This is a genomic window from Gordonia sputi NBRC 100414 (assembly GCF_000248055.1).
Lineage (GTDB): Bacteria > Actinomycetota > Actinomycetes > Mycobacteriales > Mycobacteriaceae > Gordonia > Gordonia sputi.
In genome coordinates, this window is the sequence record NZ_BAFC01000007.1 from 18753 (window position 1) to 40769 (window position 22017).

Below are 22017 nucleotides of genomic sequence, written 5' to 3' on the forward strand. Positions count from 1 at the left end.
TTCCTCTCGGATCGTCTGCCTTCTCTGAACGCAACACCGTCAACGCTAGTGGCAGATTGATCCAGAAATGAGGTTCAATCGAGTCGTATTATTGTGCGTCAATCGAGGAGGTGCGATGACGGGTGATCGGTGGTCGGCACTCGCCGAGCGACTCGGGACCGACCTCTATCTCGATCTGCAGCCCGATCCCGACGCACCCACTCGAGGCCGCAGCGCGCAGCTCCGCTCCCGGCTCGCGGACGAACTGCGCAGCGCCATCGCAGATGGCCGCCTCGCACCCGGCACGCGCCTACCTCCCTACCGGTCACTCGCCGCCGATCTCGGTCTGGCTCGCGGGACCGTCTCCTCGGTGTATTCCGAACTGATCGCTGAAGGTTGGCTGACCGCGCGGCAGGGCGCGGGCACCACGGTCGCAGCGGGCACCACCGTCGCAACGGGTTTCGGGGCGCCGGGTTCCGCAGGCGCATCGTTCACAACGGTCGTGTCCGCACCGCGCGTCGCACATGACTTCTCCCTCGGCCAGCCCAACACGTCACAGTTCCCGCGCACCGCATGGATCAGGTCGATGCGACGGGCGATCTCGAGCGCCGACGACTCCGCCTTCGGTCCGACGCTGCCCAACGGCAGCGAACGGCTACGCGTCGCGCTCGCCGGCTATCTCGCCCGAGCGCGTGGCGTTCGTGCACATCCCGACCAGATCGTCTTGACCACATCGGTACTCTCGGCGTTGGAGCTGTTGGGACGCAGCCTTTTTCGTGAATCCGTCGCGGCCGAAGCATACGGTCTGCCCTTCTTTCGCGACGCGTTTACCCAGTACGGCGCGGTCGTGTCACCCATTGCGGTCGACCACGACGGCGCAGACGTGACAGCGCTGACCGACCTCACCGCCAAGCCCCAGGCCGTCCTGCTCACCCCCAGCCACCAGTCCCCGATCGGGGTGTCGCTTGCTCCGCATCGACGTGCGGTTGTAGCCGAGTGGGCAAGGGCGACAGACACATTCCTGATCGAAGACGACTACGACGGTGAACTGCGCTACGACCGCGAACCCGTCGGCGCGATGCAGGCACTGGCTCCCGACCACATCATCTACACGGGGTCGGTCAGCAAGAGCTTGTCACCCTCGGTACGCATCGGCTGGCTGGTCCTACCACCGGCGCTGGTCTCAACTGTGATGTGGGCCAAGGGAATGCGCGAACCGGATGCGAGCATCGTCGATCAGCTTGCCCTGGCCGACATGATCGAGACCGGCTCATACGACAAGCACATCCGAGCAGTCGACAGTTTTATCGACGCCGCAGGCGGGCGCTGATCGAGCGGCTGGGCGCGCACGGGATCGCGACGATGGGCATCTCCGCCGGGCTCCATGCGGTGATACCCGTTCCCGTCGATGTGGAGGCGTCGGTGCTCGCGGCAACCTACGAACGGGGATTCTCGCTCAGTGGACTCGACGTGCTGCGCCATCCGGACGCCCCGAGACTTCACGACGCCCATGATGAGCCGACCGGAGGAGTCCTCGTCGGCTTCGGGACGCCGCCGGTCTCGACATTCGACGCCGACGTGACCGCGCTCATCGAACTACTCGACGATCACTTACCGAATCGCCGACTGCGCGCGGAGTAGTCGCGCAGCGCACGCAGGAAATCGACCCGACGGAACTCGGGCCAATAGGCGTCGGTGAACCAGATCTCCGAGTACGCGCTCTGCCACAGCAGGAATCCGGACAGCCGCTGCTCCCCCGACGTCCTGATGACCAGATCGGGGTCGGGCTGTCCCTTGGTGTACAGATTGCGGTCGATCGCCTCGACGGTGACCGCGTCGACGAGTTCGTCGACCGTCGCGCCCGCCTCTGCCTTCTCCACCAGGACCGCGCGCACAGCGTCGGCGATCTCCTGTCGGCCCCCGTACCCGACCGCCACGTTGACGTTCATGCCCGATCTGTCGAGGGTGCGTTCAGCGGCGTTGCGCAGACGCTGGGCCGCGGTATCGGGGAGCTGATCGAGGGTTCCGACGATGCGAACCCGCCAGTGCCCGTCAGGGGTGGCGATCTCGTCGACGATGTCGGGCACGATCTCCATCAGCGCGTCGAGTTCGTCGGAGGCGCGCTGCAGATTCTCGGTGGACAGCAAATAGATGGTGACCGTCTCGATGCCCAGCTCAGCGCACCACTCGAGCATCTCGGCGATGCGCTGTGCGCCCACCCGATGACCGTGACTGACATCTTCGAAGCCCGCCTCGCGAGCCCATCGTCGATTGCCGTCGCAGATGATCGCCACATGCTGAGGCAGTCGGTTCTCGTCCGTCAACTGAATCAGCCGCCGCTCGTACACGGAGAGCATCGGCCGACGCAGACGATCGGGTAGGAGTTTCATCGCGAACCAGATTAGACCTCACCTGTAAGGGCACACTGAATCAGGCCACGACATCCTCGGCGAGTTCTTCGGTCTCCTCGTCGGTGAGCTGGTCGCGCTCGTGCCTCCCGGCAGCGGCAGGACTCGCGTCTACCGCGCTTTCTACGACGTTTCGACGGTCCCGCAGCGCAACAATACCGACGAGTGCCGCGCCGACGACGAGCCAGCCGATGATCTTGGCGATGTCGCCTGCGCTGGAGACCTGCGGGAAGTAGGCAAGGTTGCGCGACGCCTCGTTCAGACCCGCACCGATCCAGAAATCGTGCAGGACGGCGAAGAACTTCGGTTGCAGCGCAGGCGCGAACACGCCGCCGCTGGTCGTGAAGTTCAACCCGACGAAGATCGTGACCATCGCCAGCGTCGTGAATCGACCGATGAACGGGTGCAATCCGATCGCGAACAGCATGGTGGCCAGCGCGTAGAGGATCGACAGCCCGAAGATCTGCCACTGTGCACCCGGCAGGGCGTCGAACACCCACACGGCGATCGCCGTGGTCACCGCGGCAGAGATCACCGAGCAGACCGCCGCGAACCCGAGACGCACGCGAATCCTGCGTCCACCTGCGGCGACAGCGATCGCGATGCCGCATCCGTACGAGCCGACGGTGAGCGCCACCAGGAAGAAGAAGATGCTCTGCCCGGACGGATCGCGCTGCGGATCGGCCTGCACGACGTCGACGATCTTCAGCGGTTGGTCCTTCGCGATCGTGATGCCGTTGAAGATTCGTTCGACCGTGACCGCTGTGGGATCCGACGCCGCTGTCGACACGTAGAGGACGGGCGTGTCGGCTTTCGGCTCGAAGGCCGCCGCGATCTCCCGGTGCTCGATGGCCGCGCGCGCCTCAGCGGCGGTGGCGACGGTCCGGATCGAGACGTGGTCGCCGAGTTGTTGCTGGAGGGTCTGTGCGGCCACCTGTGTCGAGGTACCGGCACCGACCACATCGATACGCAGATCGTGCGGATCGGGCTTGTGGAATCCGCCGAGATACGCGAGCGCCATCACGGCACCGATGACGAGCGGAACGGCGACGTGCGACGCGATGGTCTTGATCGACAACGCATGGGTGGGAGCAGCGGACATCGATTACCTTCTGGGCTAGTCGAGAACATAGATCGTTCACCAGGAACGGTTGCAGAATGCAACTTGGATAGGTTGTAATATACAACTATGGCTTCACCCGAGCAACCCGATGCCGCCGAAGTCGTCGGGCAGGAACTGGTCACGCTGTCGCGGCGGCTGCGCAACGGCGCCCGCGACATCTACGCAGAGGGCGGCCTGACCTTCGTCGAGTTCTCGCTCCTCGCACTGATCTCGGACAACCCGGGAATCAACGCGGCGTCACTGGCTCGAGCCGCGAACATCGACAAGTCGACGGCCAGCCGCCAGCTCGGCGAACTCCGTCGCCGTGGCCTGCTGCGCCGCACGCAGGACGCGACGTCGTCGAGGTCGCAGTCGTTGGAAGTGACGCAGGAGGCTCTCGACACCCTGGGCGAGATCCGCCGACGCAGTGGCGACGCCATCGCACGCAGGCTCGACACGTGGACGCAGGACGATCTCGAACTGTTCGCAACGCTGCTGCGCCGCTACAACGACGCCGACGCGACATGACCCCGATCGCGGTGACGACCGCCCTGTTCGAGCCGGCGGGCGCAGCGCAGCGAGCCACCGATCTCGCCCGCGCGGGTTCAGCGGGGGTGTTCACCTTCGAGGGGCCGCACGATGTGTTCACGCCGCTCGTCGTTGCGGCGTCAGTACCGGAATTGACCCTGCTGACCAACGTCGCAATTGCCTTCCCGCGCAATCCGATTCACCTCGCACACGCGGCCAACGACCTTCAGTTGCTCTCCGGCGGCAGATTTCGACTCGGCCTGGGAACGCAGATACGCCCGCAGATCGAGAAGCGGTTCGGCGCTGATTTCGACGACCCGGTGGGCCGTATGGCCGACAAGGTCAGCGCCATCAACGCCATCTTCGATGCGTGGGAGACCGGAGCCCCGCTGCGCTATGAAGGGGCCTATCACCGTCACACCTTGATGACGCCCACCTTCAACCCCGGCCCCAACCCGTTCGGTCGGCCGCCGGTGTTCGTCGGCGCGCTCGGGCCGTTGATGACGCGCGCCGCGGCAAAGCACGCCGACGGAGTGTTGGTGATGCCGTTTTCCACCGCCGACTTTCTGGCATCGACGACCGTCCCGAACATTCGACGCGGCCTCGCCGCACGCGATCACGGCCGCGGCTTCACCGCGATCCCCGAGGTGATCGTCTCGGTGGGCACCGACCACACCGCCGCTCGACGACTCCTCGCCTTCTACGGCTCGACGCCCGCCTACCGGCCCGTCCTCGCAGCGCATGGTGCCGAGCAGCTGCAGCCAGAACTCAATGCGCTCTCGAAGCAGGGGCGGTGGGCCGAGATGGCCGATCTGATCGACGACGAGCTACTGCACACGATCGCCGCTGTCGGTGGTCCCGCAGACGTCGCACAGCAGATCCGAGCCCGTGTCGACGCGTTCGACGCGCTGCGCGATCTCGATGTCCGCGTCGACGAGGTGTGTATCTATCAGCCGACACCTATCGACGTCGACCAGCTCGCGGCGATCATCGCCACACTCGGCTGACAGCCTTCTCACACAAAGTTACGGTACCGTAGCTTACGTGAACTCAGCCCTGGTGACCGCTGTCGCCGACAGACCTCGCCTCCGCGGCGTCATTCATCAGTGGTCGGCCTACGTCGCAGTGGTCGCAGGCGTCGCCCTTGTCATCGGCGCAGGCTGGCTACGTGGACCGGGAGCCGCGGTGGCCTGTGCCGTCTACGCGGCAACCGTCGTCGGTCTGTTCGCGACCTCGGCGTCGTATCACCGGATCGCGTGGAAATCGCTGAGCGCTCAGATACACATGAAGCGTGCCGACCACTCGATGATCTTCGTGTTCATCGCGGGTACCTACACGCCGTTCTGTGTGATGGGTCTGCCGAGTCCGATGCGGTGGTGGGTGCTCGGCATCGTCTGGGTCGGCGCGGTCGCCGGTGTCGCACTGAAGATCGCGTGGCCTGGCGCGCCCCGCTGGCTCGGGGTCACGCTCTACATCCTGCTCGGGTGGGTCATCATCGCCGTCGCCCCGACGCTCGTCGCACATGTCGGTTGGCTCGTACTGATCCTGCTCGCGGTGGGCGGGGTGTTCTACAGCGTCGGCGGAGTGCTCTACGCACTGCGCTGGCCCAATCCCTGGCCGACGACGTTCGGCCATCACGAGGTGTTCCACGTCTGCACAGCCATTGCCGCGCTACTGCACTACATCGCGGTCTGGCTGGTCGTTGCCGCCTGACAGCGCGTCCCGACGAGCCGCCGCCTGCCGACGGCCTACTCAGAGCCCCTGCGATCGCAGGTACTCGGCAAGCGCCGTGATGGTCTGCGGATTGCGCGGACCCTCGACGAGCGCCGCATACGGGAACGAGATGTAGCGGCGCTCTCGCACAGCGGTTGTCTGCGCCATCAACGGTTGCGACTCGAGCTGTCGAATCTTGGCTTCGACGGTGTTCTGCGGCCCCGCCCCGTAATCGACGATGACGATGACCTGCGGATCGCGCTGCGCCGCGGCCTCCCATGATGCCGACGTCCAGGAGTCGTCGATATCGCCGAAGATGTTGCGTCCACCGGCTTCGGCGATGATCTGATCCGGTGCCGCATTCCGACCCGAGGTGAACGGCGTCGGATCGGCGCTGTCGAAGGGGAAGACCCGCGCCGCTGCGGACGCGGCAGGCGCCCCCACACGCGCAGCCTCGACCTGCTTGCGATAGTCGGCGGTCAGCGTCGCGGCCCGACCACTCACGCCGAAGATCTGCCCCAGATTCGACAGGTCCGCGTACAACGCATCGAGGGGTCGTACGACGCCGCGCTTGGTGTTGCCTGCCTGGCGACAGGCTTCGGTCAGCTGGTATGGCACGGCACCGGTCGAACGCACCCAGTCGGGGGTGACGCCGGTCGATTCCTTGAACCCGTAGTTCCAGCCCGCAAAGACGAAGTCGGGCCGCGCAGCGGCGATGATCTCCCGCGAGAACGCCGTGCCCAATGATGGTGTCTTCTCGAAATCCGCTCGCCACGGGGATGATTCGATATCGCGCTCTTTGCCCTCGTACGTGGTGTAGCCGGCCATCCGGTCGCCCAATCCGAGGGCGAACATCAGCTCTGTGATCCCGGTGTCGTTCGTCACCGCACGATCGGGTACACCGCTCACCGTAAGCGGTGCACCACAATTGGTTACCGTCACCTGTTCCCCTGATGACCTGGGAGTCGACGACTCGACGTCGGCGCCGCAACCGGAGACCACTGTCATCGCGGCTAGTGCAGACACGACGAATGCGCGCGGTCTGCGAAGTGCTGTCCTGGTCATAGGTGCTGTCATGAGTGCTCTTCCTCGGAGATGGCTTGTGGGACTTGGTCGTCGAAGATGATCTGCGGAACGCCTGTGCGGGGGTGGGCGACGACGTACGCACCAACGCCGTACCACTCGGCGATGTTCGTCGCGGTGAGGAGTTCGTCCGGTGGCCCGATGCACGCGATCGTCCCGTCGAGCACAACGGCGAGCGTGGTGCAGTACTGTGCCGCCATGTTGAGATCGTGCAGCGCCGCGACGACGGTGACCCCGCGTCCGCGCGCCGCACCAAGGATGTCGAACTGATGGCGGATATCAAGGTGATTGGTCGGTTCATCGAGGATCAGTACGTTGGGCTCCTGCGCGAATGCGCGCGCGATGAGTACGCGTTGCGCCTCTCCGCCGGAGAGCGTGGTGAACACACGATCCGCGAACATCCCGACGCCGGCCGTGGACATCGCCGCCGCGCACACCTGGCGGTCGCGGGCACGGGCCGCCGCACCCAGTTCGCGGTGTGGTAGCCGTCCCGTCGCGACAACCTCTGACGCGGTGAAATCGAAGTCGAGCGAGGCCGATTGGGTGAGCGCGGCGACTCGTCGTGCGTTCTCCCGCATACTCACCGCACGCACGTCGTTGCCGTCGACTCGCACGCTGCCGCCCGACGGTGCCAGCGCGCGGTACACGCATCGAAGCAGGGTCGATTTGCCGCTGCCGTTCGGGCCGATCACCCCGAGGAACTCTCCGGAGTCGACCGTGAACGATGCGTCGCGAACGATGACGGTGTGATCGATCTCGACGGTGACCGCGTCGTACTCGACGGCACTCATGAGTCGATCCTGGTACGCCGACGTTGCATCAGTCCGAGGAATACCGGCACACCCACCGCAGCCGTGATCGCCCCGAGCGGAATCTCCTGCGGTGGAACGACAATCCGCGCCATCAGATCGGCGACCACAAGGAACAGCGCCCCCAGCACGGGTGCGACGAGAATGATCTTGCGGTGATCCGCACCGACGACCATGCGGGTCACGTGCGGCACGATGAGACCGACGAATCCGATTGCGCCGCAGACAGAGACGATGAACCCGGTCATCAACGCGGCGATGACGAAGAGCTCGAGCCGAAACCGTGACGCCCGTATGCCGAGCGACGCGGCGACCTCGTCGCCCATCGCCAGCGCATTGAGTTGTCGCGCTCTCGCTGCGACCACACCTATCCCGATGACCACCACGACCGCGACCAGCGCAACCGAATGCCATGTTGCCGCAGCAAGACTGCCGAGCAGCCAGAACATGACACTCCGTGCGGCATCACCCACCGGACGTAAAAAGATGAGCACGGTGGTCAGAGCCGAGAACCCGTATCCCAGAGCGGTTCCCGTCAACACGAGCCGCAGTGGTGTGAGACCTCCGCCGCGCTGTGCAATTCCGAAGACGAGCAACGTCGCCACCAGTGCGCCGAGGAATGCCGCGGTCGGCAACGCATACAGGCCGAGACCCGAGAAGACCCCGAACAGCACGACGGCGGTGGCTCCGACAGACGCACCCGACGAGATCCCGAGCACGTAGGGATCCGCCAGCGGATTGCGCACCATCGCCTGCACGATCACGCCGACCACCGCCAAACCGGCACCCACCAGCGCTCCCGTCAGCACCCGTGGCACACGCGAGTCGACGACGATCCAGTACGAGGCAGCGTCGACCGACGAGACCGGTCCCCCGGTGATTGCTGCCCACACCATCCGCAGCGATACGGACCAGCCCGATCTCCACGGTTCCGTATGCGACGCCGCACGCTGCGGCCACGACGAGCGCCACACCGCAGCCGATGGCCACGGAGACGGGTCGCGCCCAGGTATCCCGAGGGTTCGCACTGCGCGTCGGCATACCCGCCCTCCTGATCAGCCCGGAGCGGGTACAGCAGATGTCGCCACGCGGGGTCGACGACGACCACGCGAGTTCAACACCGACCATGTCCCGCGAAGTCGATGGGACCGCCTATGCCCGGCGGCCACGTCGGCAGGTCTTCGGACTTCGGACACGGCACGTGATGTGCCACCTATCGACGATCGCTTCCCGAGCCGGCAGGCCCAGTGCTGTTGAACGCCTTCGTTTCCGTTACCGCTGCGGGGCAGCTCTGGATTCCCACCAGATTCCCTCTTGGCTCTCACCGACGATCTCGGCTGGAGAACCGACGCCGCTGCAGTGTAACAACGGTCTCGAATCGGACATATGGCGCATGCGGTTTCACGAACTTCACCATCCCATCACCGCGAGGCCGACGGCGGGTAGGACGACGTCCATCCTCTCTTGGTCGGGTGGCGGCATGCCGAACATCTCACCTCGACCGTCACTGGCCGACCTCCGGATCGATGGGGACACGACCCTGCACGCCGGCACCACCCGCCGACGCTTTCTCACCTGGGCGGGCGTCGCTGCCGGTATCGCAACGGTCCCAGCGCTGTTCACGACCGACGCGGCGTCGGCTCCCCCGCCACGCCGTGGCAGTGACCTGTTCACGCTCGGTGTGGCATCAGGCGATCCGCTTCCAGACGGCGTGGTCCTGTGGACACGGCTGGCCGCCGATCCGCTCGCCCGCGGCGGAGCAATGGGTCTGCTTCCGGTACCGGTCGAGTGGGAGATCGCCACCGACCACGGCATGAGGCATGTCGTCGCGCGCGGCGTCGAAGTGGCGACACCGGAGAACGGACACAGCGTGCACGCCGACGTACGCGGCCTACGGCCCGCGGCGGACTACTTCTACCGATTCCGTGCGGGCGGTTCCCTGTCGGCGATCGGGCGCACGCGTACCGCTCCGTCGCACGGAAGTCGGCTGAGTGCATTGACTTTCGCATTCGCCTCGTGCCAATCGTGGGCTGACGGGCACTACCCCGCATACGCCGATATGGCGGCGCACGCACCCGACGTCGTCTTCCATCTCGGCGACTACATCTATGAAAAGCCGATCCCGGTCGACGGCGGCCGACGAAAGACCGCCGCAACACCGGTGTCGGCGCACCGGGAGTGCGCGACGCTCGACGACTATCGCGATCGATATGCGCTCTACAAACTCGACCCCCATCTGCAGGCCGCGCACCGGGCGAGTCCGTTCATCACGATCTTCGACGACCACGAGGTCGACAACAACTGGGCCGCAGAGGTTCCCGAGGACAATCAACCCATCCCCGAATTCCTCGCCCGGCGCGCCCAGGCGATGCGAGCGTGGTGGGAGAACACACCGGTGCGTGTCGCGCAGCGGCCTCGCCCCACGCCGACAGCCGACCTCTACGACCTGCGCGCCTACCGTCGGTTCAGCTATGGCGACCTCGTCGAGTTCAGCGTCCTCGACACCAGGACCTTCCGCAGCGATCAGGCCAACGGCGACAACGACACCGCGCATAATGCCGCGACCGCAGACCCCCGGCGCACCATCACCGGTGCCGCACAGGAGAAGTGGCTGCTCGACGGATTGGCCGCCAGCCGTGCCCGCTGGAACGTTCTCGCGCATCAGACCACCATCGCCGACCTCGCCCGCCGAAAGAACGGCGAGCGGGCGGTCAGTATGGACGGGTGGAGCGGCTACGAAGCCTCTCGCGCAAGGATTCTCGACGGCGCGCGTGAGCGCGGCGTGCACAACCTCGTCTCGATCGTCGGCGACATCCACCGCAACGTGGTCTCCGAGTTGCGCTCCACGTATTCGCGACCGTCCCCGACCGTCGGCGTCGAACTCGCGGGCACCTCGATCGCGTCTGGCGCAGACGGCGAGGACAGCGACGCCAGCGACAAACAACTCAAGGCAGCCTCACCCCACATCCGCTTCGGCAACGCTCAGCGCGGGTACGTTCTCAACAGACTGTCGGCCGACCGCTGGGAAGCGGACTATCGGGTGAGCGATTCGATTGCCGCGCCGGATGTTTCGCTGCACCGCCGGGCGCAGATCACCATCCCGTCCGGTCGGCCCGACATCGACGTGCTCTGACCCGGCTGCTCTGCTCTGCTCTGCTCAGTGCGGAATCGTGCCGCTCTGAGCGGAACCGACGTGACCGATATCCGTCGGTCACCGACGATCGGTGCATGACCGATGAACAACGACCACTGCCACTACGCAAGCGCACCGCGGAAAGCCTTTTCGGGCAACGCATCCTGACTCTCGACTCCGCACTCGACGACGAGATCGGCACGCAATTGTGCTCGCAACTCGTCATGCTCTCCGACGACGATCCCGTCGCCGACATCGCGCTCTGGATCAACTCTCCGGGCGGTTCGGTACCCGCGATGCTCGCGATCACCGACATCATGCGCTTGATTCCCAACGACGTGATCACCGTGAACCTCGGAATGGCCTACAGTGCAGGACAATTCCTGCTGTGCAGCGGCACCCGGGGCAAGCGGTTCATCACGCCGCATGCCAAAGTCCTGCTGCACCAGGGATCGGCGGGCATCGGCGGCTACGCACCCGACATCGAACTGCAGGCCGACGACCTGCGACACGTCCGCGACACCGTACTCACGATCATCGCTGAGCAGACCGGACACACCCGCGAAAAGATCTTCGACGACTCGCTACGCGATCACGTCTTCACCGCCTCCGAGTCGGTCGACTACGGATTCGTCGACCACATCGTCACCGACATCGCACAGATACGACCGTTATCCCCTGCCGCAACGGGTTTCGAGGTGAGTCACGCATGAGCACATACACCATTCCCAACGTCATCACCCGTACTCCGCAGGGCGAGCGCGTCATGGATGTCTACAGTCGGCTGCTCGACGACCGAATCCTCTACCTCGGAACCGAACTCGACGACGGCGTCGCCAATGCGCTCATCGCGCAGATCCTGCATCTCGACTCCGAGAACCCCGACATCCCCATCGAGCTGTACATCAACTCTCCGGGCGCGTCGGTGACCGCAACCTTCGCACTCTACGACACCATGCAGTACTGCCATGCGCCGATCGCCACCACCTGTGTGGGACAAGCACTCTCGTCGACGGCACTACTGCTGGCCGCGGGCTCGCCGGGCCAGAGGTCGGTACTCCCCCACGCCAGGGTCCTGCTCCACCAGCCGTCGGGTCAGGGCCGCGGCACGATCCCGGATCTGATCCTCGCCGCCGAGGAGATCCTGCGCATCCGTGAGGAAATAGAACAGGCACTGAGTCGGCACACCGGGCGCGACATCGAGACGCTGCGTCACGACACCGACCGTGACCGCGTGCTGCGGGCAGATGAGATCGTCGAGTACGGACTCGCCGATCAGGTCATCGACACCAGGGCCACAGCGGCCCGGTGATCGTCAGGCGCACGCTCGACGCGAGGGAGCGCCCAGTCGACGGTATTGAACGCTCGCTCGGCTGACGTCGGTCACGCCGCCAGCGCAACCGGGCCACGCATACGCGAGAGCGGCATGATCGGTTGCATTGCAGCAGGGGTCGAACCGGCGGGGATCGAACGCAGCGTGACCGGGACGCGGGACGCGCCCGGCCTGCGTGCGGCGCCGAGAGCACTCTCGACGCGGGCGAGTTCGGCGGCGGCCTCGCGGGCCAGGTCGAGCAGGCTCAGCTCAACAGCTCCCGCGACGGCCGCAAGCAATTCCGACGATGCGTCCTTGCGTCCGCGTTCGATCTCCGACAGGTACTGACTCGAGACGCCCGCGCGACGCGCGGTCTCGACGAGTCGCTCGCCGCGCTCGTGGCGGCGGCGACGCAGCACACGCCCGGTGACCTCACGCCAGAGCGGCTCGGGCGCCGGCTGCGTATGCGAGTCGTTCCTCGATGCCATGCAACCGAGCGTAGGTCACCACTGCTGCGGGCAGCCGTCCCTTCTGCTCTGGGCAGAACGGCGACAACAGCAGAACGCGACCCTGCCCGTCAGCTGCGCGCGAGGTCGGCGAGGACGCGTGCGCTCGACTCCCAGTCCATGCACTTGTCGGTGACCGACTTGCCGTACACGAGCGGCTGGGCGTCGGGCGACTGCGCACCGGCCTCGAGGAAGCTCTCCAGCATCACACCGCTGATCAGCGGTGTGTGTCCCGCAGCGCGACGCGTCCGGATCGACGCCGCGATCTCGGCGGCGACCTGCGCCTGCCGGATGTGGTCCTTGCCGGAGTTGGCGTGGCTGCAGTCGATCATGACCCGTGCGGGCAGGCCCGCCTTGTCGAGTGCGGCAACCGCGGATGCCACGGACTCGTCGTCGAAGTTGGGTCCGGTGGTACCGCCACGCAGGATGATGTGGCAGTCCTCGTTGCCCGCCGACTCGACGAGCGCACCATGACCGAAGTCGTCGATACCGAAGAAGACGTGTTGCGCGGCAGCGGCATTCACTCCGTCGATGGCGACCTGGACGTTGCCGTCAGTACCGTTCTTGAACCCGATGGGCATCGACAGTCCGGATGCGAGCTGGCGATGCACCTGCGACTCCGTCGTCCGTGCACCGATGGCACCCCACGCGACGGCGTCGGCGATGTACTGCGGGCTCGTCGGCTCGAGGAACTCACATCCGACCGGGAGGCCGAGGTCGATGATGTCGAGCAGCAGCGACCGTGCCGTACGCAGACCACGCTCGACGTCGTAGGTGCCATCCATGCCGGGATCGTTGATGAGTCCCTTCCAGCCGACCGTGGTGCGCGGCTTCTCGAAGTAGACACGCATGACGATCTTCAAGCGGTCGGCGTAGTCGTCGGCAAGCGGTGCGAGGCGTCGCGCGTAGTCGAGCGCGGCGATCGGATCGTGCACCGAGCAGGGTCCGACGACGACGAGTAGACGGTCGTCTCGGCCGGCGAGGATGGCGGCGATCTCGTCGCGATCGGCCTGGACCCGAAGCGCTCGACGGGAGGTCAGCGGCAATTCGGCGCGGATGGTGTCCGGCGACGGGATGGACCGGAAGGATCTGACCCGCCGATCGGAGGTGGAGGTCGATTCGGCCTCGTGAGCGGCAGTGGCGGCGAGATCCGGGAGGGTGGTCACTTCTGTGTTGCCTTTCGCGGGTGGTGGCCTGTCTTCTACGACTGGGACACCCGCTTGCTTGTCATCGGAGGCCCCTGACATGAGAAAAGCAGCGACCTTTCGGTCACTGCTCGGGCTCCGGGTTTATTGACGTGCGACGCAGATTCAGCGCTTCATCGCAGGCTCACCCGGAGCCTCGATAAAGAATCGCCAATAGGCGCGTACGTTGCTGGTCACGTTGGCGAGGTTAACACGATTACCCAGAATGGGCGAAGAGCGCCCGCTCGAGAACCCTCCCCGACTCACGGATGCCCCCTGTCGATCAGCTGGCTCAGCACGATGATCGACTCGCTCCGGTCCACCGGGCCCGCCTGCCGGATGCGCTCGAGGGCGTGCTCGAGGTGGTGTACGTCGCGGGCCATCACACGCAGGATGGCATCGGCCTGGCCAGTGATGGTCGCGGCGCTGACCACCTCGTGTATCGGCTCCCATGCCGCGGTCAGTTCCTCCGGCGAGATGTTGCCTCGGCAGAACACCTGTACATAGGCCTCGGTGGTCCACTGCATCGCCGTCGAATCGATAACGGTCGTGAACCCTTTGATCACTCCCTCGTCGACCAGCCGATCGACCCGACGCTTGACCGCGGGCGCCGACAGACCGACCTCGTCGCCGATCTGTGCGTACGTCGCTCGCGCATCGCGAGCCAGACATTCGAGCACCTTCTCGTCGAGCTCGTCGATCTGACGCAACTTTTCCACCCTCTGCCACCCGTTAATAGAGATTGCTTAATCAAATGCGCAATTCACGTCGATTGTTTGCGCTAGACGCTGACGCTACCGTCGAATTATGACGCTGACGAGTCCACGGTTTGCTGCGCTCACCGAACGCACCCCACGCACCCGCACCTATGCGATGACCCCTCCTTCCCATTACACGGTCACCTACTCGATCAACCCGTGGATGGATCCGTCCGTCCCCGTCGACACAGAACTCGCCATGACGCAATGGGAGTCGTTGCGCGACATCTATCGATCCCTCGGCCATTCGGTCACACTCGTCGACGCCCAGCCGGGTCTGCCAGACATGGTCTATGCCGCCAACGGCGGACTCGTCGTCGACGGAAAGGCCGTGGCAGCACGGTTCCTGCACCCCGAGCGCGCGCCGGAAGGCGAGCACTACACGGCATGGTTACACACCTGCGGCGCCGACGCTGTGCATGAGACCGCCGGCGTACAGGAGGGCGAAGGCGACTTCCTCCTCGTCGGGCGTCGCATCCTGGCGGGGACCGGGTTCCGCACCCACCCCGATACCCACGCCGAAGTCGCGACGATCACCGGACTTCCGGTCGTCAGCCTCGAACTGATCGATCCGCGCTTCTACCACCTCGACACGGCTCTGGGCGTGCTCGACGACGACACCATCGCCTACTTCCCCGACGCCTTCTCGACTGAGTCGCGCGCGGTTCTCGCCGACCTCTTTCCCGACGCGATCATCGCCACCGAGTCCGACGCCGTCGTCCTCGGACTCAACCTCGTGTCCGACGGTCGCCACGTCGTGATGACCGACGCCGCACCGGGATTGGAGTCACGACTGCGCGACGCAGGCTACCTCCCGATCACCGTCGACCTCTCCGAACTCCTCAAAGGCGGCGGAGGAGTCAAGTGCTGCACATTAGAATTGCGGCTACCAGAGATGTCGGACGAGAAGACCATGCAACCGCTCACCGAACCCCATGTGGCACACGACTATTCACCCTTGCCGGTCACTGCGGCGACCGCCGAGGGAGCATGGATCACCGACGTCGACGGCAGGCGTTACCTCGACGCCCTCGGCGCCTACTCCGCGGTCAACTTCGGTCACCGCAATCCCGAGATCGTCGCGGCTGCGAAGGCACAACTCGATCGCGTCACGCTCACCAGTCGCGCATTCGGCTCCGACACCCTCGAACCGTTCTGCGCGGCGCTCGCCGAGCTGTGCGGCAAGGAGATGGTGCTGCCGATGAACACCGGCGCCGAGGCCGTCGAATCGGCACTCAAGGTGGCCCGCAAGTGGGGGTACGACGTGAAAGGCGTTGCGCCGGGACACGCGACGATCATCGTGGCCGGCGGAAATTTCCACGGCCGCACGATCAGCATCGTGAGCTTCAGCGACGACGAGGACGCGCGCGGCGGATTCGGGCCATTCACACCGGGTTTCACGCGGGTGCCGTTCGGCGACGCCACCGCGCTGGCCGACACCATCGACGACACCACGGTCGCCGTGCTGATCGAACCGATCCAGGGTGAGGCCGGAATCATCGTCCCGCCCGACGACTACCTGCCCGAGGTCCGTCGACTCTGCACGGAGAACAACGTGCTGATGATCGCCGACGAAATCCAGTCGGGTCTCGGCCGGACAGGCACGACATTCGCATGTGAGCACTGGGGCGTGGTGCCCGACGTGTACACGCTCGGCAAGGCACTCGGTGGAGGCGTACTCCCGGTGTCGGCGGTGGTTGCCGACCGAGACGTGCTCGGAGTGCTCCACCCCGGACAGCACGGCTCGACGTTCGGTGGCAACCCGCTCGCCGCCGCCGTCGGACACACCGTTGTCCGCATGCTCGCCGACGGCACCTGGCAGGCTCGCGCAGCCGAACTCGGCGAACACCTGCACGCCCGCCTGCGCGAGTTCGTCGGTCACGGCGTCGTCGCCGTCCGCGGCAAGGGACTGTGGGCAGGCATCGACATCGATCCCGCCCTCGGCACCGGCAAAGAGCTCTGCCTGCGTCTCGCCGAACGAGGTGTGCTGGCCAAGGACACCCACGGTTCGACGATCCGCCTCGCCCCACCGATCGTCGTCACGCACGACGAGATCGACTGGCTCATCGAGCGATTCGCAGAGGCGCTGAAGGGCTGAGCCTGCTCGTCACTCACCGATCGCAGCGAGTCGTCGTCGTAGATGGCGCGTTTCGACCGGGTTGCGCGCACAGCCGATCGCCGTGGTGAACGCTGCACGCGCATCGTCGGGTCGGTCGAGACGCACCAGCATCTCTGCCCGCGCAGCGTGCCAGAGGTGGTGCCCCTCGAGCCCGACGATCGCGTCGAGGTCGGCGAGACCCGCGGTGGCGCCCTGCGACATCCCCACCGCCACTGCACGATTGAGTGCGACGATGGGTGTCGGCGTAATGCGTTCGAGTATGCGGTAGAGGCCGACGATCGCTTCCCAATCGGTGTCGTCCGCGGTCTGCGCACGCGAATGTATTCCGGCGATCAGGGCCTGGATGCGATACGGACCGACCCCCGGTAGGGCGACAGCGTCGCGCAGGATCGCCTGTGCCCGGTCGATGAGTGCGCGGTCCCAGTCACGACGATCCTGCTCGGGAAGCGACACGAGATCTCCTGCGCCGTCGACACGCGTTGCCGACCGCGCATGGGTGAACAGCTCGAGCGCCAGCAATCCCCTGGCCTCACCGTTGTCCGGCACGAGGCTCACCGCCACCTCGGTGAGCCGGATCGCCTCGTCGACGAGGTCGACACGCACAAGTCTGTCCGCCACCGCTCCCGACGCCAGGTATCCCTCGTTGAAGACGAGGTACAGCACGGCGAGCAGGGCGTCGACACGTTCGTCGAGGTCGGCGGGAATCGACAGCGGAATGCGCGCGGCACGTATTTTTCGCTTGGCGCGCACGATTCGTTGGGCGAGTGTCTCCTCGGCGACGAGGAACGCGGCCGCGATCTCAGCGGTCGTCAGACCTCCGACGAGCCGGAGCGTCAAGGCAACCTGTGCCTCGCGCCGCAGGGCGGGATGGCAGCACAGCAGCATCAGCCGCAGACGCTCGTCGCCGATCCCGGCGGAGTCGACGATCCGCGAGAACTCCTCCGCCGCGGGCGTTTCGCGGTCTGCGTCGACGGCGAGTTCACGCGCCGCACCGGCCAACCGCCGGTGCTCGACGGCCCGTCGGCGCAGTCGATCGACGAGCTTGTTGCGCGCAACGGCGTAGAGCCAGGCGGCAGGATTGTCCGGGATGCCTGAGACAGGCCATGATTCGACGGCCTGCACGAGCGCCTCCTGCACACAATCGTCTGCCAGGTCGACGTCGTCGTACCGGGTCGCCAAGAGCGACAGGACGCGCCCACTGTCGGTCCGCGCGAGCCGGGTGACGGCAGTGGCGACGTCACCCGGCTGCGCACCGAACACTGCGGTCAATTCGCGACGACAGGCGCGCCGTCGGCTCCAGGGATCAGTCGTGCCGGGCGGACCTCGACGACGCCGAACGGCACGGGAATCTGGCCGGCCCACTTCACGGCGTCGTCGAGGTCGGCGACGTCGATGTGGTAGAAACCGGCGAGCTGCTCCTTGGACTCGGCATAGGGTCCGTCGATCACGGTCGGATCCTGTCCCAGGGTCAGCCGGAGCGTCGTGGCCGTCTCCGACGGTTGAAGGCCTGCCCCGTCGACGAGCACGCCCGCCGCTTTCAGCGCCCTGCCGTAGTCGGCCCAGGCCTGGCGGCCTGCCTCGAAGTCGGCGCTGCCGGGCTCGGGAGCCGGAACCGACTCGTCGACGGTGATGGCGAGGATGTAGTGCATAGCGGGTCCTTTCCCTGGTGACCCGGGATCTCCGGATCACATGATGACAGCCCTGCGCTGTCACCACACCCATGACGCGGCGCCGGCCTCGAATCGACAGTCGAGATGTAGTCAATGTCGCTGACGTTTCCGACGCCCACGCAATTACGGTTATCGCTGCGCGATCGCTACTAGCATCGGAACGATGAGCGACTCTCGGCGCGACGCCACCCACCACGTGCTCCTCATCCGTCACGGGCAGACCGAATGGTCGCTGACCGACCGGCACACCGGCCGCACCGACATCGACCTGACCCCGAAGGGCGAGGAGGACGCGCGAGCACTGAACGGGATCGAGGACCGCGCGGGACTCACAGACCCCTGGGTCATGGCCTCTCCCCGGAAACGCGCCCAGCGCACCGCGCAACTCGCCGGACTGCACATCGACGAGACCAGTGAGCTGTTCGCCGAGTGGGACTACGGCGACTACGAGGGCCTGACCCGCGCTCAGATCCACGAGCGCTACGACCCCGACTGGACGATCTGGACCGGAGGCGGCCGTAACGGCGAGTCCGTGTCCGACATGACAACGCGTGTCGACGCCGCTGTCGACCACGTCGAGGAGCGTTTCGAGAAGTCCGACGTCATCGTGGTGTCGCACGGGCACTTCTCGCGGTCGTTCATCTGCCGATTCCTCGGATGGCCGATCAGCCAGGGCGCCAACATCGACCTGCGCCCCGCGGGCAGCGCGCTTCTCAGCGATCACGCGGGTGATCGACGGCTCGTCGAGTTGCGCGGACCCGAAGGCGCACGTCCGCGCAGCGGCTCCCTGTGACCCTGTCGACGGCGCTCGTCCTCGGTGGTGGCGGGCTGCTCGGCATCGGTTGGATGACAGGCGTTCTGGCCGCACTGGAGGAGTCCGACGCTCTTCCCGCGGCCGACGCCGACGTCGTCATCGGAACGTCCGCGGGTTCGGCAACGGGTGCCGCCGTTCTCCAGTATGGCTCGGCGACAACGCTTTTCGACGCGATGACCCGCAAGTCACGTCGCAACGCCGAGATGACTCCGACGGGTGATCTCGCCGCCCCGATGCAGGCTTTCGGGTCGATCGCCTCATCGACCGCCCCCGATCCTGAACGCGCACAACGTTTTGTCGCGCTGTCCGACGCACTGTCGACGGCCGACCCGCACGAACGCCGCGACGCCGTCGCATCCAGGTTGTCCGGAACGACGTGGCCGATCTCCCTGCGGGTCACGGCACTACGATCCGACGGCGAGCTCGTGGTCTTCGCGGCTGACTCGGGCGTCGATCTCGTCGACGCGGTGACCGCGAGCTGCGCGGTACCCGGAATCTGGCCGACGGTCACCATCGATGGCGCGACCTACGTCGACGGCGGCTCGTTGAGCCCGACCAACGCACATCTCGCCGAAGACGTCGAGCGCGTCATCGTTCTCGCGCCGATGGTCGACGATCCGGCGACGGCCCGACCCGACGTCGCAGCGGTTCTCGCGCGGGCCACAGTCATCTCGCCATCGTCGACCACATTGAGCCGCTCCGGCGACAACCCTTTCGATCCCGACATCCGCGGCCTGGCAGCGGTTCTCGGCTACGACGACGGACTCGAAGCGCTCTCACTGCTGCGTTGACCGTCGCTGATCGCTCGGCGATCGGCGCGCACACGCACGCATCAGCGCCGCGTCAGTTCGCTACTTCTCTGGTCAGCGCAGCGGCCAGGTCGTTCGCGTTCACCACCGGAAGGTCGCACACCGCGCCGCGGCAGACGTACGCCGCGTCGTGACCCTTGACCGGCCCGCGGCCGTCGAGCAGCGGCTGCGAGTCGCGCGCACCCGACACGACGATCGCCCCACCCGGAGCGAGTCGCCTTGCCGCAGTGGCCAATTCGCCACTGCTGCGGGAGTCTTCGGCGATCGCGACCTGGATCGGCCCATCGCGGCGCGCCTCGGCGACGGCCAGCCAATGCCCCGCTGACCGAGGCACTTTGGCCAAGAGCACGCTGCCACGCGTCAACGTCTCGTCGACGATGCTCGCGTAGCGGGTCGCGGGACCCATCCGGGCGAGTGCCGACGCGACGAGCGTGGCCTCGGCCACGAGCGAGGCGCCCGACGGCGTCGCACCGTCGGCCGGGTCCCGGGGCCGCGCGATGAGTGTTCCCTGCGCGGCGTCGAACCAGGCTCCCGCCTCGTCGGGGTCGGCGAACGTCTCGATAGCCTCGTCGAGCAACGCCAAACCCTTGTCGCACCAACTTGTTTCGCCCGTGACCTGATAGACGGTCAGCATCGCGGTGACCAGTGCAGCGTGGTCGTCGAGTGCAGCCAGCGGCGCACCGACAACTCCGCCGAGAGATGAACGCCGCAGTTGTCCGTCGACGAGATGACTGTCGACTAGCTCGGTCAGCACCTCGACAGCCAGGTCCACCCAGTCGGAATGCCCCAGCGCCGCGCCGGCCTCGGCGAGTGCGGTGACCGCCATGGCGTTCCACCCCGTCACCACCTTGTCGTCGCGCGGGGGTTGCGGGCGCGACGCCCGCGCGGTGAGGAGTCGACGCCTGACGTCCGCGTACCGGTCGGGGTCGGTGCGCAATTGCAGCGTCGACGCACCGTGCTCGAAGGTTCCCGCTTCGGTGACGCCGAAAAGCGCTGCGGCCCAATCGCCGTCCTCGTCACCGAGAACCTCACGCAGTTGGGCGGGAGTCCACACGTAGGTCGAGCCCTCGACGCCTGCGGCATCGGCGTCGAGCGACGAGGCGAACCCGCCGACGACACGCAGATCCCGACGCAGGAAGTCGACGATCTCCTCGGCGATCCGGCCGGACAGCGGGTCGTCGACGATCCTCGCGAGATGCCCGTACACGCGGAGCAACTGGGCGTTGTCGTAGAGCATCTTCTCGAAATGCGGTACGACCCAGTCGTTGTCGACCGCATACCGCGAGAAGCCACCGCCGAGTTGGTCGTAGATTCCGCCACGGGCCATCGCATCGGTTGTGCGCATCACGGCCTGCAGAGGCGCGGCGTCTCCTGAACGTTCGTAGTGGCGCAGGAGACCTTCGAGCAACGCGGACGGTGGAAACTTCGGCGGTCCACCGAACCCGCCCGCGGCCTGATCCTCGTCGCCGAGCACGGTGGTGACCGCGTAGTCGAGTAGCCGTTCATCGACGTCGACACCACCTGCCGGAAGCGCAGAAGCGGCGTCGGACAACGCTTCTCGGACCCGTGCGCCCATCGACTCGATCTCGCTGCGCCGCGTCGTCCACGCCTGCGTCACCGCGGAGAGGATCTGCCGGAACGAGGGCATTCCGCCGCGTGGGGTGTCGGGAAAGTAGGTGCCGCAATAGAAGGGCTCACCAGAAGGGGTGAGAAAGCACGTCATCGGCCAGCCGCCCTGGCGTGTCATCGCGACCGTCGCGTTCATGTAGATCGCGTCGATGTCCGGACGTTCTTCGCGGTCGACCTTGATGCAGACGAAGTCGCGGTTCATCTGCGCGGCGGTGTCGGCGTCCTCGAAGGATTCGTGCGCCATCACGTGGCACCAGTGACATGCCGCGTAGCCCACCGACAGCAGTATCGGGACGTCGCGTCGCACCGACTCCTCGAGCGCGGCATCGGTCCACTCGCGCCAGTCGACGGGATTGTCGGCGTGCTGCCGGAGATAGGGACTCGACGATGCGCTCAGTTGATTCGGCATGTCCGATCCGTTCCGTCGCGAGAGTCGGTGGGGTCCCTGCTACCGGTCGAAC

General features: G+C 66.2%; 21 protein-coding genes, 1 pseudogene and 1 riboswitch. Of the genes and pseudogenes, 11 read left to right on the forward strand and 11 right to left on the reverse strand.

Features of this window, described 5'->3' with window-relative positions:
• Nucleotides 1-115: 115 nt before the first annotated feature.
• Entirely contained in the window at nucleotides 116-1309 is a 1194-nt protein-coding gene (locus GOSPT_RS01220; protein WP_005202032.1) for an aminotransferase-like domain-containing protein, read from the forward strand.
• A gap of 32 nt (nucleotides 1310-1341) precedes the next feature.
• Nucleotides 1342-1620 (forward strand): hypothetical protein, encoded by a 279-nt coding sequence (locus GOSPT_RS24580; RefSeq protein WP_005202033.1) that lies wholly within the window; start codon nucleotides 1342-1344, stop codon nucleotides 1618-1620.
• Here the strand turns inward: GOSPT_RS24580 and GOSPT_RS01225 are convergent.
• The gene (locus GOSPT_RS01225; protein WP_005202034.1) at nucleotides 1587-2369 is read right to left on the reverse strand and encodes an isoprenyl transferase; all 783 of its coding nucleotides are present in this window, start codon (nucleotides 2367-2369) and stop codon (nucleotides 1587-1589) included. The two genes, GOSPT_RS24580 and GOSPT_RS01225, sit on opposite strands and share 34 nt — an antisense overlap.
• 40 nt (nucleotides 2370-2409) lie before the next feature.
• Nucleotides 2410-3489: an ABC-2 transporter permease gene (locus GOSPT_RS01230; RefSeq protein WP_005202035.1), complete on the reverse strand. Its 1080-nt coding sequence runs from the start codon at nucleotides 3487-3489 to the stop codon at nucleotides 2410-2412.
• 87 nt (nucleotides 3490-3576) lie between these two features.
• Here GOSPT_RS01230 and GOSPT_RS01235 point away from each other — a divergent pair, with 87 nt between their 5' ends.
• The 3 genes from GOSPT_RS01235 to trhA are packed head-to-tail and all read left to right on the forward strand — an operon-like array spanning nucleotide 3577 to nucleotide 5730.
• Nucleotides 3577-4017 (forward strand): MarR family winged helix-turn-helix transcriptional regulator, encoded by a 441-nt coding sequence (locus GOSPT_RS01235; protein WP_005202036.1) that lies wholly within the window; start codon nucleotides 3577-3579, stop codon nucleotides 4015-4017.
• Nucleotides 4014-5024 (forward strand): TIGR03617 family F420-dependent LLM class oxidoreductase, encoded by a 1011-nt coding sequence (locus GOSPT_RS01240; RefSeq protein ID WP_005202037.1) that lies wholly within the window; start codon nucleotides 4014-4016, stop codon nucleotides 5022-5024. Before GOSPT_RS01235 ends, GOSPT_RS01240 begins: the two co-directional genes overlap by 4 nt.
• A 37-nt stretch (nucleotides 5025-5061) precedes the next feature.
• The gene (trhA, locus tag GOSPT_RS01245; protein ID WP_005202038.1) at nucleotides 5062-5730 is read left to right on the forward strand and encodes a PAQR family membrane homeostasis protein TrhA; all 669 of its coding nucleotides are present in this window, start codon (nucleotides 5062-5064) and stop codon (nucleotides 5728-5730) included.
• Nucleotides 5731-5769: 39 nt separating this feature from the next.
• On the opposite strand, the gene GOSPT_RS01250 is transcribed toward trhA, so the two are convergent.
• The 3 genes and pseudogenes from GOSPT_RS01250 to GOSPT_RS01260 all read right to left on the reverse strand — a co-directional run bounded on the left by GOSPT_RS01250 (nucleotide 5770) and on the right by GOSPT_RS01260 (nucleotide 8663).
• Nucleotides 5770-6795: an ABC transporter substrate-binding protein gene (locus tag GOSPT_RS01250; RefSeq protein WP_051993715.1), complete on the reverse strand. Its 1026-nt coding sequence runs from the start codon at nucleotides 6793-6795 to the stop codon at nucleotides 5770-5772.
• A gap of 8 nt (nucleotides 6796-6803) precedes the next feature.
• The gene (locus GOSPT_RS01255; protein ID WP_005202040.1) at nucleotides 6804-7604 is read right to left on the reverse strand and encodes an ABC transporter ATP-binding protein; all 801 of its coding nucleotides are present in this window, start codon (nucleotides 7602-7604) and stop codon (nucleotides 6804-6806) included.
• Nucleotides 7601-8663 (reverse strand): annotated as a pseudogene (locus GOSPT_RS01260) (FecCD family ABC transporter permease). The gene GOSPT_RS01255 and the pseudogene GOSPT_RS01260 overlap by 4 nt, the downstream one beginning before the upstream one ends.
• A gap of 114 nt (nucleotides 8664-8777) precedes the next feature.
• Nucleotides 8778-8987, reverse strand: a riboswitch (cobalamin riboswitch).
• Nucleotides 8988-9102: 115 nt separating this feature from the next.
• Here GOSPT_RS01260 and GOSPT_RS01265 point away from each other — a divergent pair.
• The 3 genes from GOSPT_RS01265 (at nucleotide 9103) to GOSPT_RS01275 (ending at nucleotide 12067) form a co-directional block, all read left to right on the forward strand.
• Nucleotides 9103-10755 carry an alkaline phosphatase D family protein gene (locus GOSPT_RS01265; RefSeq protein WP_005202043.1) on the forward strand — a complete coding sequence of 551 codons (1653 nt, stop codon included), beginning with the start codon at nucleotides 9103-9105 and terminating at the stop codon, nucleotides 10753-10755.
• Between the two features lie 95 nt (nucleotides 10756-10850).
• Nucleotides 10851-11468 carry a ClpP family protease gene (locus tag GOSPT_RS01270; RefSeq protein ID WP_005202044.1) on the forward strand — a complete coding sequence of 206 codons (618 nt, stop codon included), beginning with the start codon at nucleotides 10851-10853 and terminating at the stop codon, nucleotides 11466-11468.
• On the forward strand, nucleotides 11465-12067 hold the full coding sequence (locus tag GOSPT_RS01275) for a ClpP family protease (RefSeq protein WP_005202045.1): 603 nt from the start codon (nucleotides 11465-11467) through the stop codon (nucleotides 12065-12067). Before GOSPT_RS01270 ends, GOSPT_RS01275 begins: the two co-directional genes overlap by 4 nt.
• Before the next feature lie 71 nt (nucleotides 12068-12138).
• Here GOSPT_RS01275 and GOSPT_RS01280 read toward each other — a convergent pair whose 3' ends face one another.
• The 3 genes from GOSPT_RS01280 to GOSPT_RS01290 all read right to left on the reverse strand — a co-directional run bounded on the left by GOSPT_RS01280 (nucleotide 12139) and on the right by GOSPT_RS01290 (nucleotide 14467).
• Nucleotides 12139-12555 (reverse strand): helix-turn-helix domain-containing protein, encoded by a 417-nt coding sequence (locus tag GOSPT_RS01280; protein WP_005202046.1) that lies wholly within the window; start codon nucleotides 12553-12555, stop codon nucleotides 12139-12141.
• Between the two features lie 89 nt (nucleotides 12556-12644).
• Nucleotides 12645-13739, reverse strand: coding sequence for a 3-deoxy-7-phosphoheptulonate synthase (locus GOSPT_RS01285; protein ID WP_005202048.1), 1095 nt, complete (start codon nucleotides 13737-13739; stop codon nucleotides 12645-12647).
• A 281-nt stretch (nucleotides 13740-14020) separates the two neighbouring features.
• Nucleotides 14021-14467: an Lrp/AsnC family transcriptional regulator gene (locus GOSPT_RS01290; protein ID WP_039854276.1), complete on the reverse strand. Its 447-nt coding sequence runs from the start codon at nucleotides 14465-14467 to the stop codon at nucleotides 14021-14023.
• Between the two features lie 97 nt (nucleotides 14468-14564).
• Here GOSPT_RS01290 and rocD point away from each other — a divergent pair, with 97 nt between their 5' ends.
• Nucleotides 14565-16613, forward strand: coding sequence for an ornithine--oxo-acid transaminase (gene rocD / locus GOSPT_RS24480; RefSeq protein ID WP_005202051.1), 2049 nt, complete (start codon nucleotides 14565-14567; stop codon nucleotides 16611-16613).
• A gap of 9 nt (nucleotides 16614-16622) precedes the next feature.
• Here rocD and GOSPT_RS01300 read toward each other — a convergent pair whose 3' ends face one another.
• The gene (locus tag GOSPT_RS01300) at nucleotides 16623-17894 is read right to left on the reverse strand and encodes an RNA polymerase sigma factor (protein WP_005202053.1); all 1272 of its coding nucleotides are present in this window, start codon (nucleotides 17892-17894) and stop codon (nucleotides 16623-16625) included.
• A 5-nt stretch (nucleotides 17895-17899) separates the two neighbouring features.
• Nucleotides 17900-18283, reverse strand: coding sequence for a YciI family protein (locus tag GOSPT_RS01305; protein ID WP_005202056.1), 384 nt, complete (start codon nucleotides 18281-18283; stop codon nucleotides 17900-17902).
• Between the two features lie 184 nt (nucleotides 18284-18467).
• Here GOSPT_RS01305 and GOSPT_RS01310 point away from each other — a divergent pair, with 184 nt between their 5' ends.
• Together GOSPT_RS01310 and GOSPT_RS01315 are read left to right on the forward strand one after the other, a co-directional pair.
• A complete protein-coding gene (locus GOSPT_RS01310) occupies nucleotides 18468-19097 on the forward strand; it encodes a histidine phosphatase family protein (protein WP_005202058.1) in 630 nt (209 codons plus the stop codon).
• Nucleotides 19094-19909: a patatin-like phospholipase family protein gene (locus tag GOSPT_RS01315; protein WP_005202059.1), complete on the forward strand. Its 816-nt coding sequence runs from the start codon at nucleotides 19094-19096 to the stop codon at nucleotides 19907-19909. Before GOSPT_RS01310 ends, GOSPT_RS01315 begins: the two co-directional genes overlap by 4 nt.
• A gap of 52 nt (nucleotides 19910-19961) precedes the next feature.
• Here GOSPT_RS01315 and GOSPT_RS01320 read toward each other — a convergent pair whose 3' ends face one another.
• The gene (locus tag GOSPT_RS01320; RefSeq protein ID WP_005202061.1) at nucleotides 19962-21965 is read right to left on the reverse strand and encodes a thioredoxin domain-containing protein; all 2004 of its coding nucleotides are present in this window, start codon (nucleotides 21963-21965) and stop codon (nucleotides 19962-19964) included.
• Nucleotides 21966-22017 lie beyond the last annotated feature (52 nt).

Bases quoted from the DNA above. Each gene is read 5' to 3' on its own strand.
- GOSPT_RS01220 (WP_005202032.1), top strand. From the start codon at position 116: ATGACGGGTGATCGGTGGTCGGCACTCGCCGAGCGACTCGGGACCGAC.
- GOSPT_RS24580 (WP_005202033.1), top strand. From the start codon at position 1,342: ATGGGCATCTCCGCCGGGCTCCATGCGGTGATACCCGTTCCCGTCGAT.
- GOSPT_RS01225 (WP_005202034.1), bottom strand. From the start codon at position 2,369: ATGAAACTCCTACCCGATCGTCTGCGTCGGCCGATGCTCTCCGTGTAC.
- GOSPT_RS01230 (WP_005202035.1), bottom strand. From the start codon at position 3,489: ATGTCCGCTGCTCCCACCCATGCGTTGTCGATCAAGACCATCGCGTCG.
- GOSPT_RS01235 (WP_005202036.1), top strand. From the start codon at position 3,577: ATGGCTTCACCCGAGCAACCCGATGCCGCCGAAGTCGTCGGGCAGGAA.
- GOSPT_RS01240 (WP_005202037.1), top strand. From the start codon at position 4,014: ATGACCCCGATCGCGGTGACGACCGCCCTGTTCGAGCCGGCGGGCGCA.
- GOSPT_RS01250 (WP_051993715.1), bottom strand. From the start codon at position 6,795: ATGACCAGGACAGCACTTCGCAGACCGCGCGCATTCGTCGTGTCTGCA.
- GOSPT_RS01255 (WP_005202040.1), bottom strand. From the start codon at position 7,604: ATGAGTGCCGTCGAGTACGACGCGGTCACCGTCGAGATCGATCACACC.
- GOSPT_RS01265 (WP_005202043.1), top strand. From the start codon at position 9,103: ATGCCGAACATCTCACCTCGACCGTCACTGGCCGACCTCCGGATCGAT.
- GOSPT_RS01270 (WP_005202044.1), top strand. From the start codon at position 10,851: ATGACCGATGAACAACGACCACTGCCACTACGCAAGCGCACCGCGGAA.
- GOSPT_RS01275 (WP_005202045.1), top strand. From the start codon at position 11,465: ATGAGCACATACACCATTCCCAACGTCATCACCCGTACTCCGCAGGGC.
- GOSPT_RS01280 (WP_005202046.1), bottom strand. From the start codon at position 12,555: ATGGCATCGAGGAACGACTCGCATACGCAGCCGGCGCCCGAGCCGCTC.
- rocD (WP_005202051.1), top strand. From the start codon at position 14,565: ATGACGCTGACGAGTCCACGGTTTGCTGCGCTCACCGAACGCACCCCA.
- GOSPT_RS01305 (WP_005202056.1), bottom strand. From the start codon at position 18,283: ATGCACTACATCCTCGCCATCACCGTCGACGAGTCGGTTCCGGCTCCC.
- GOSPT_RS01310 (WP_005202058.1), top strand. From the start codon at position 18,468: ATGAGCGACTCTCGGCGCGACGCCACCCACCACGTGCTCCTCATCCGT.
- GOSPT_RS01320 (WP_005202061.1), bottom strand. From the start codon at position 21,965: ATGCCGAATCAACTGAGCGCATCGTCGAGTCCCTATCTCCGGCAGCAC.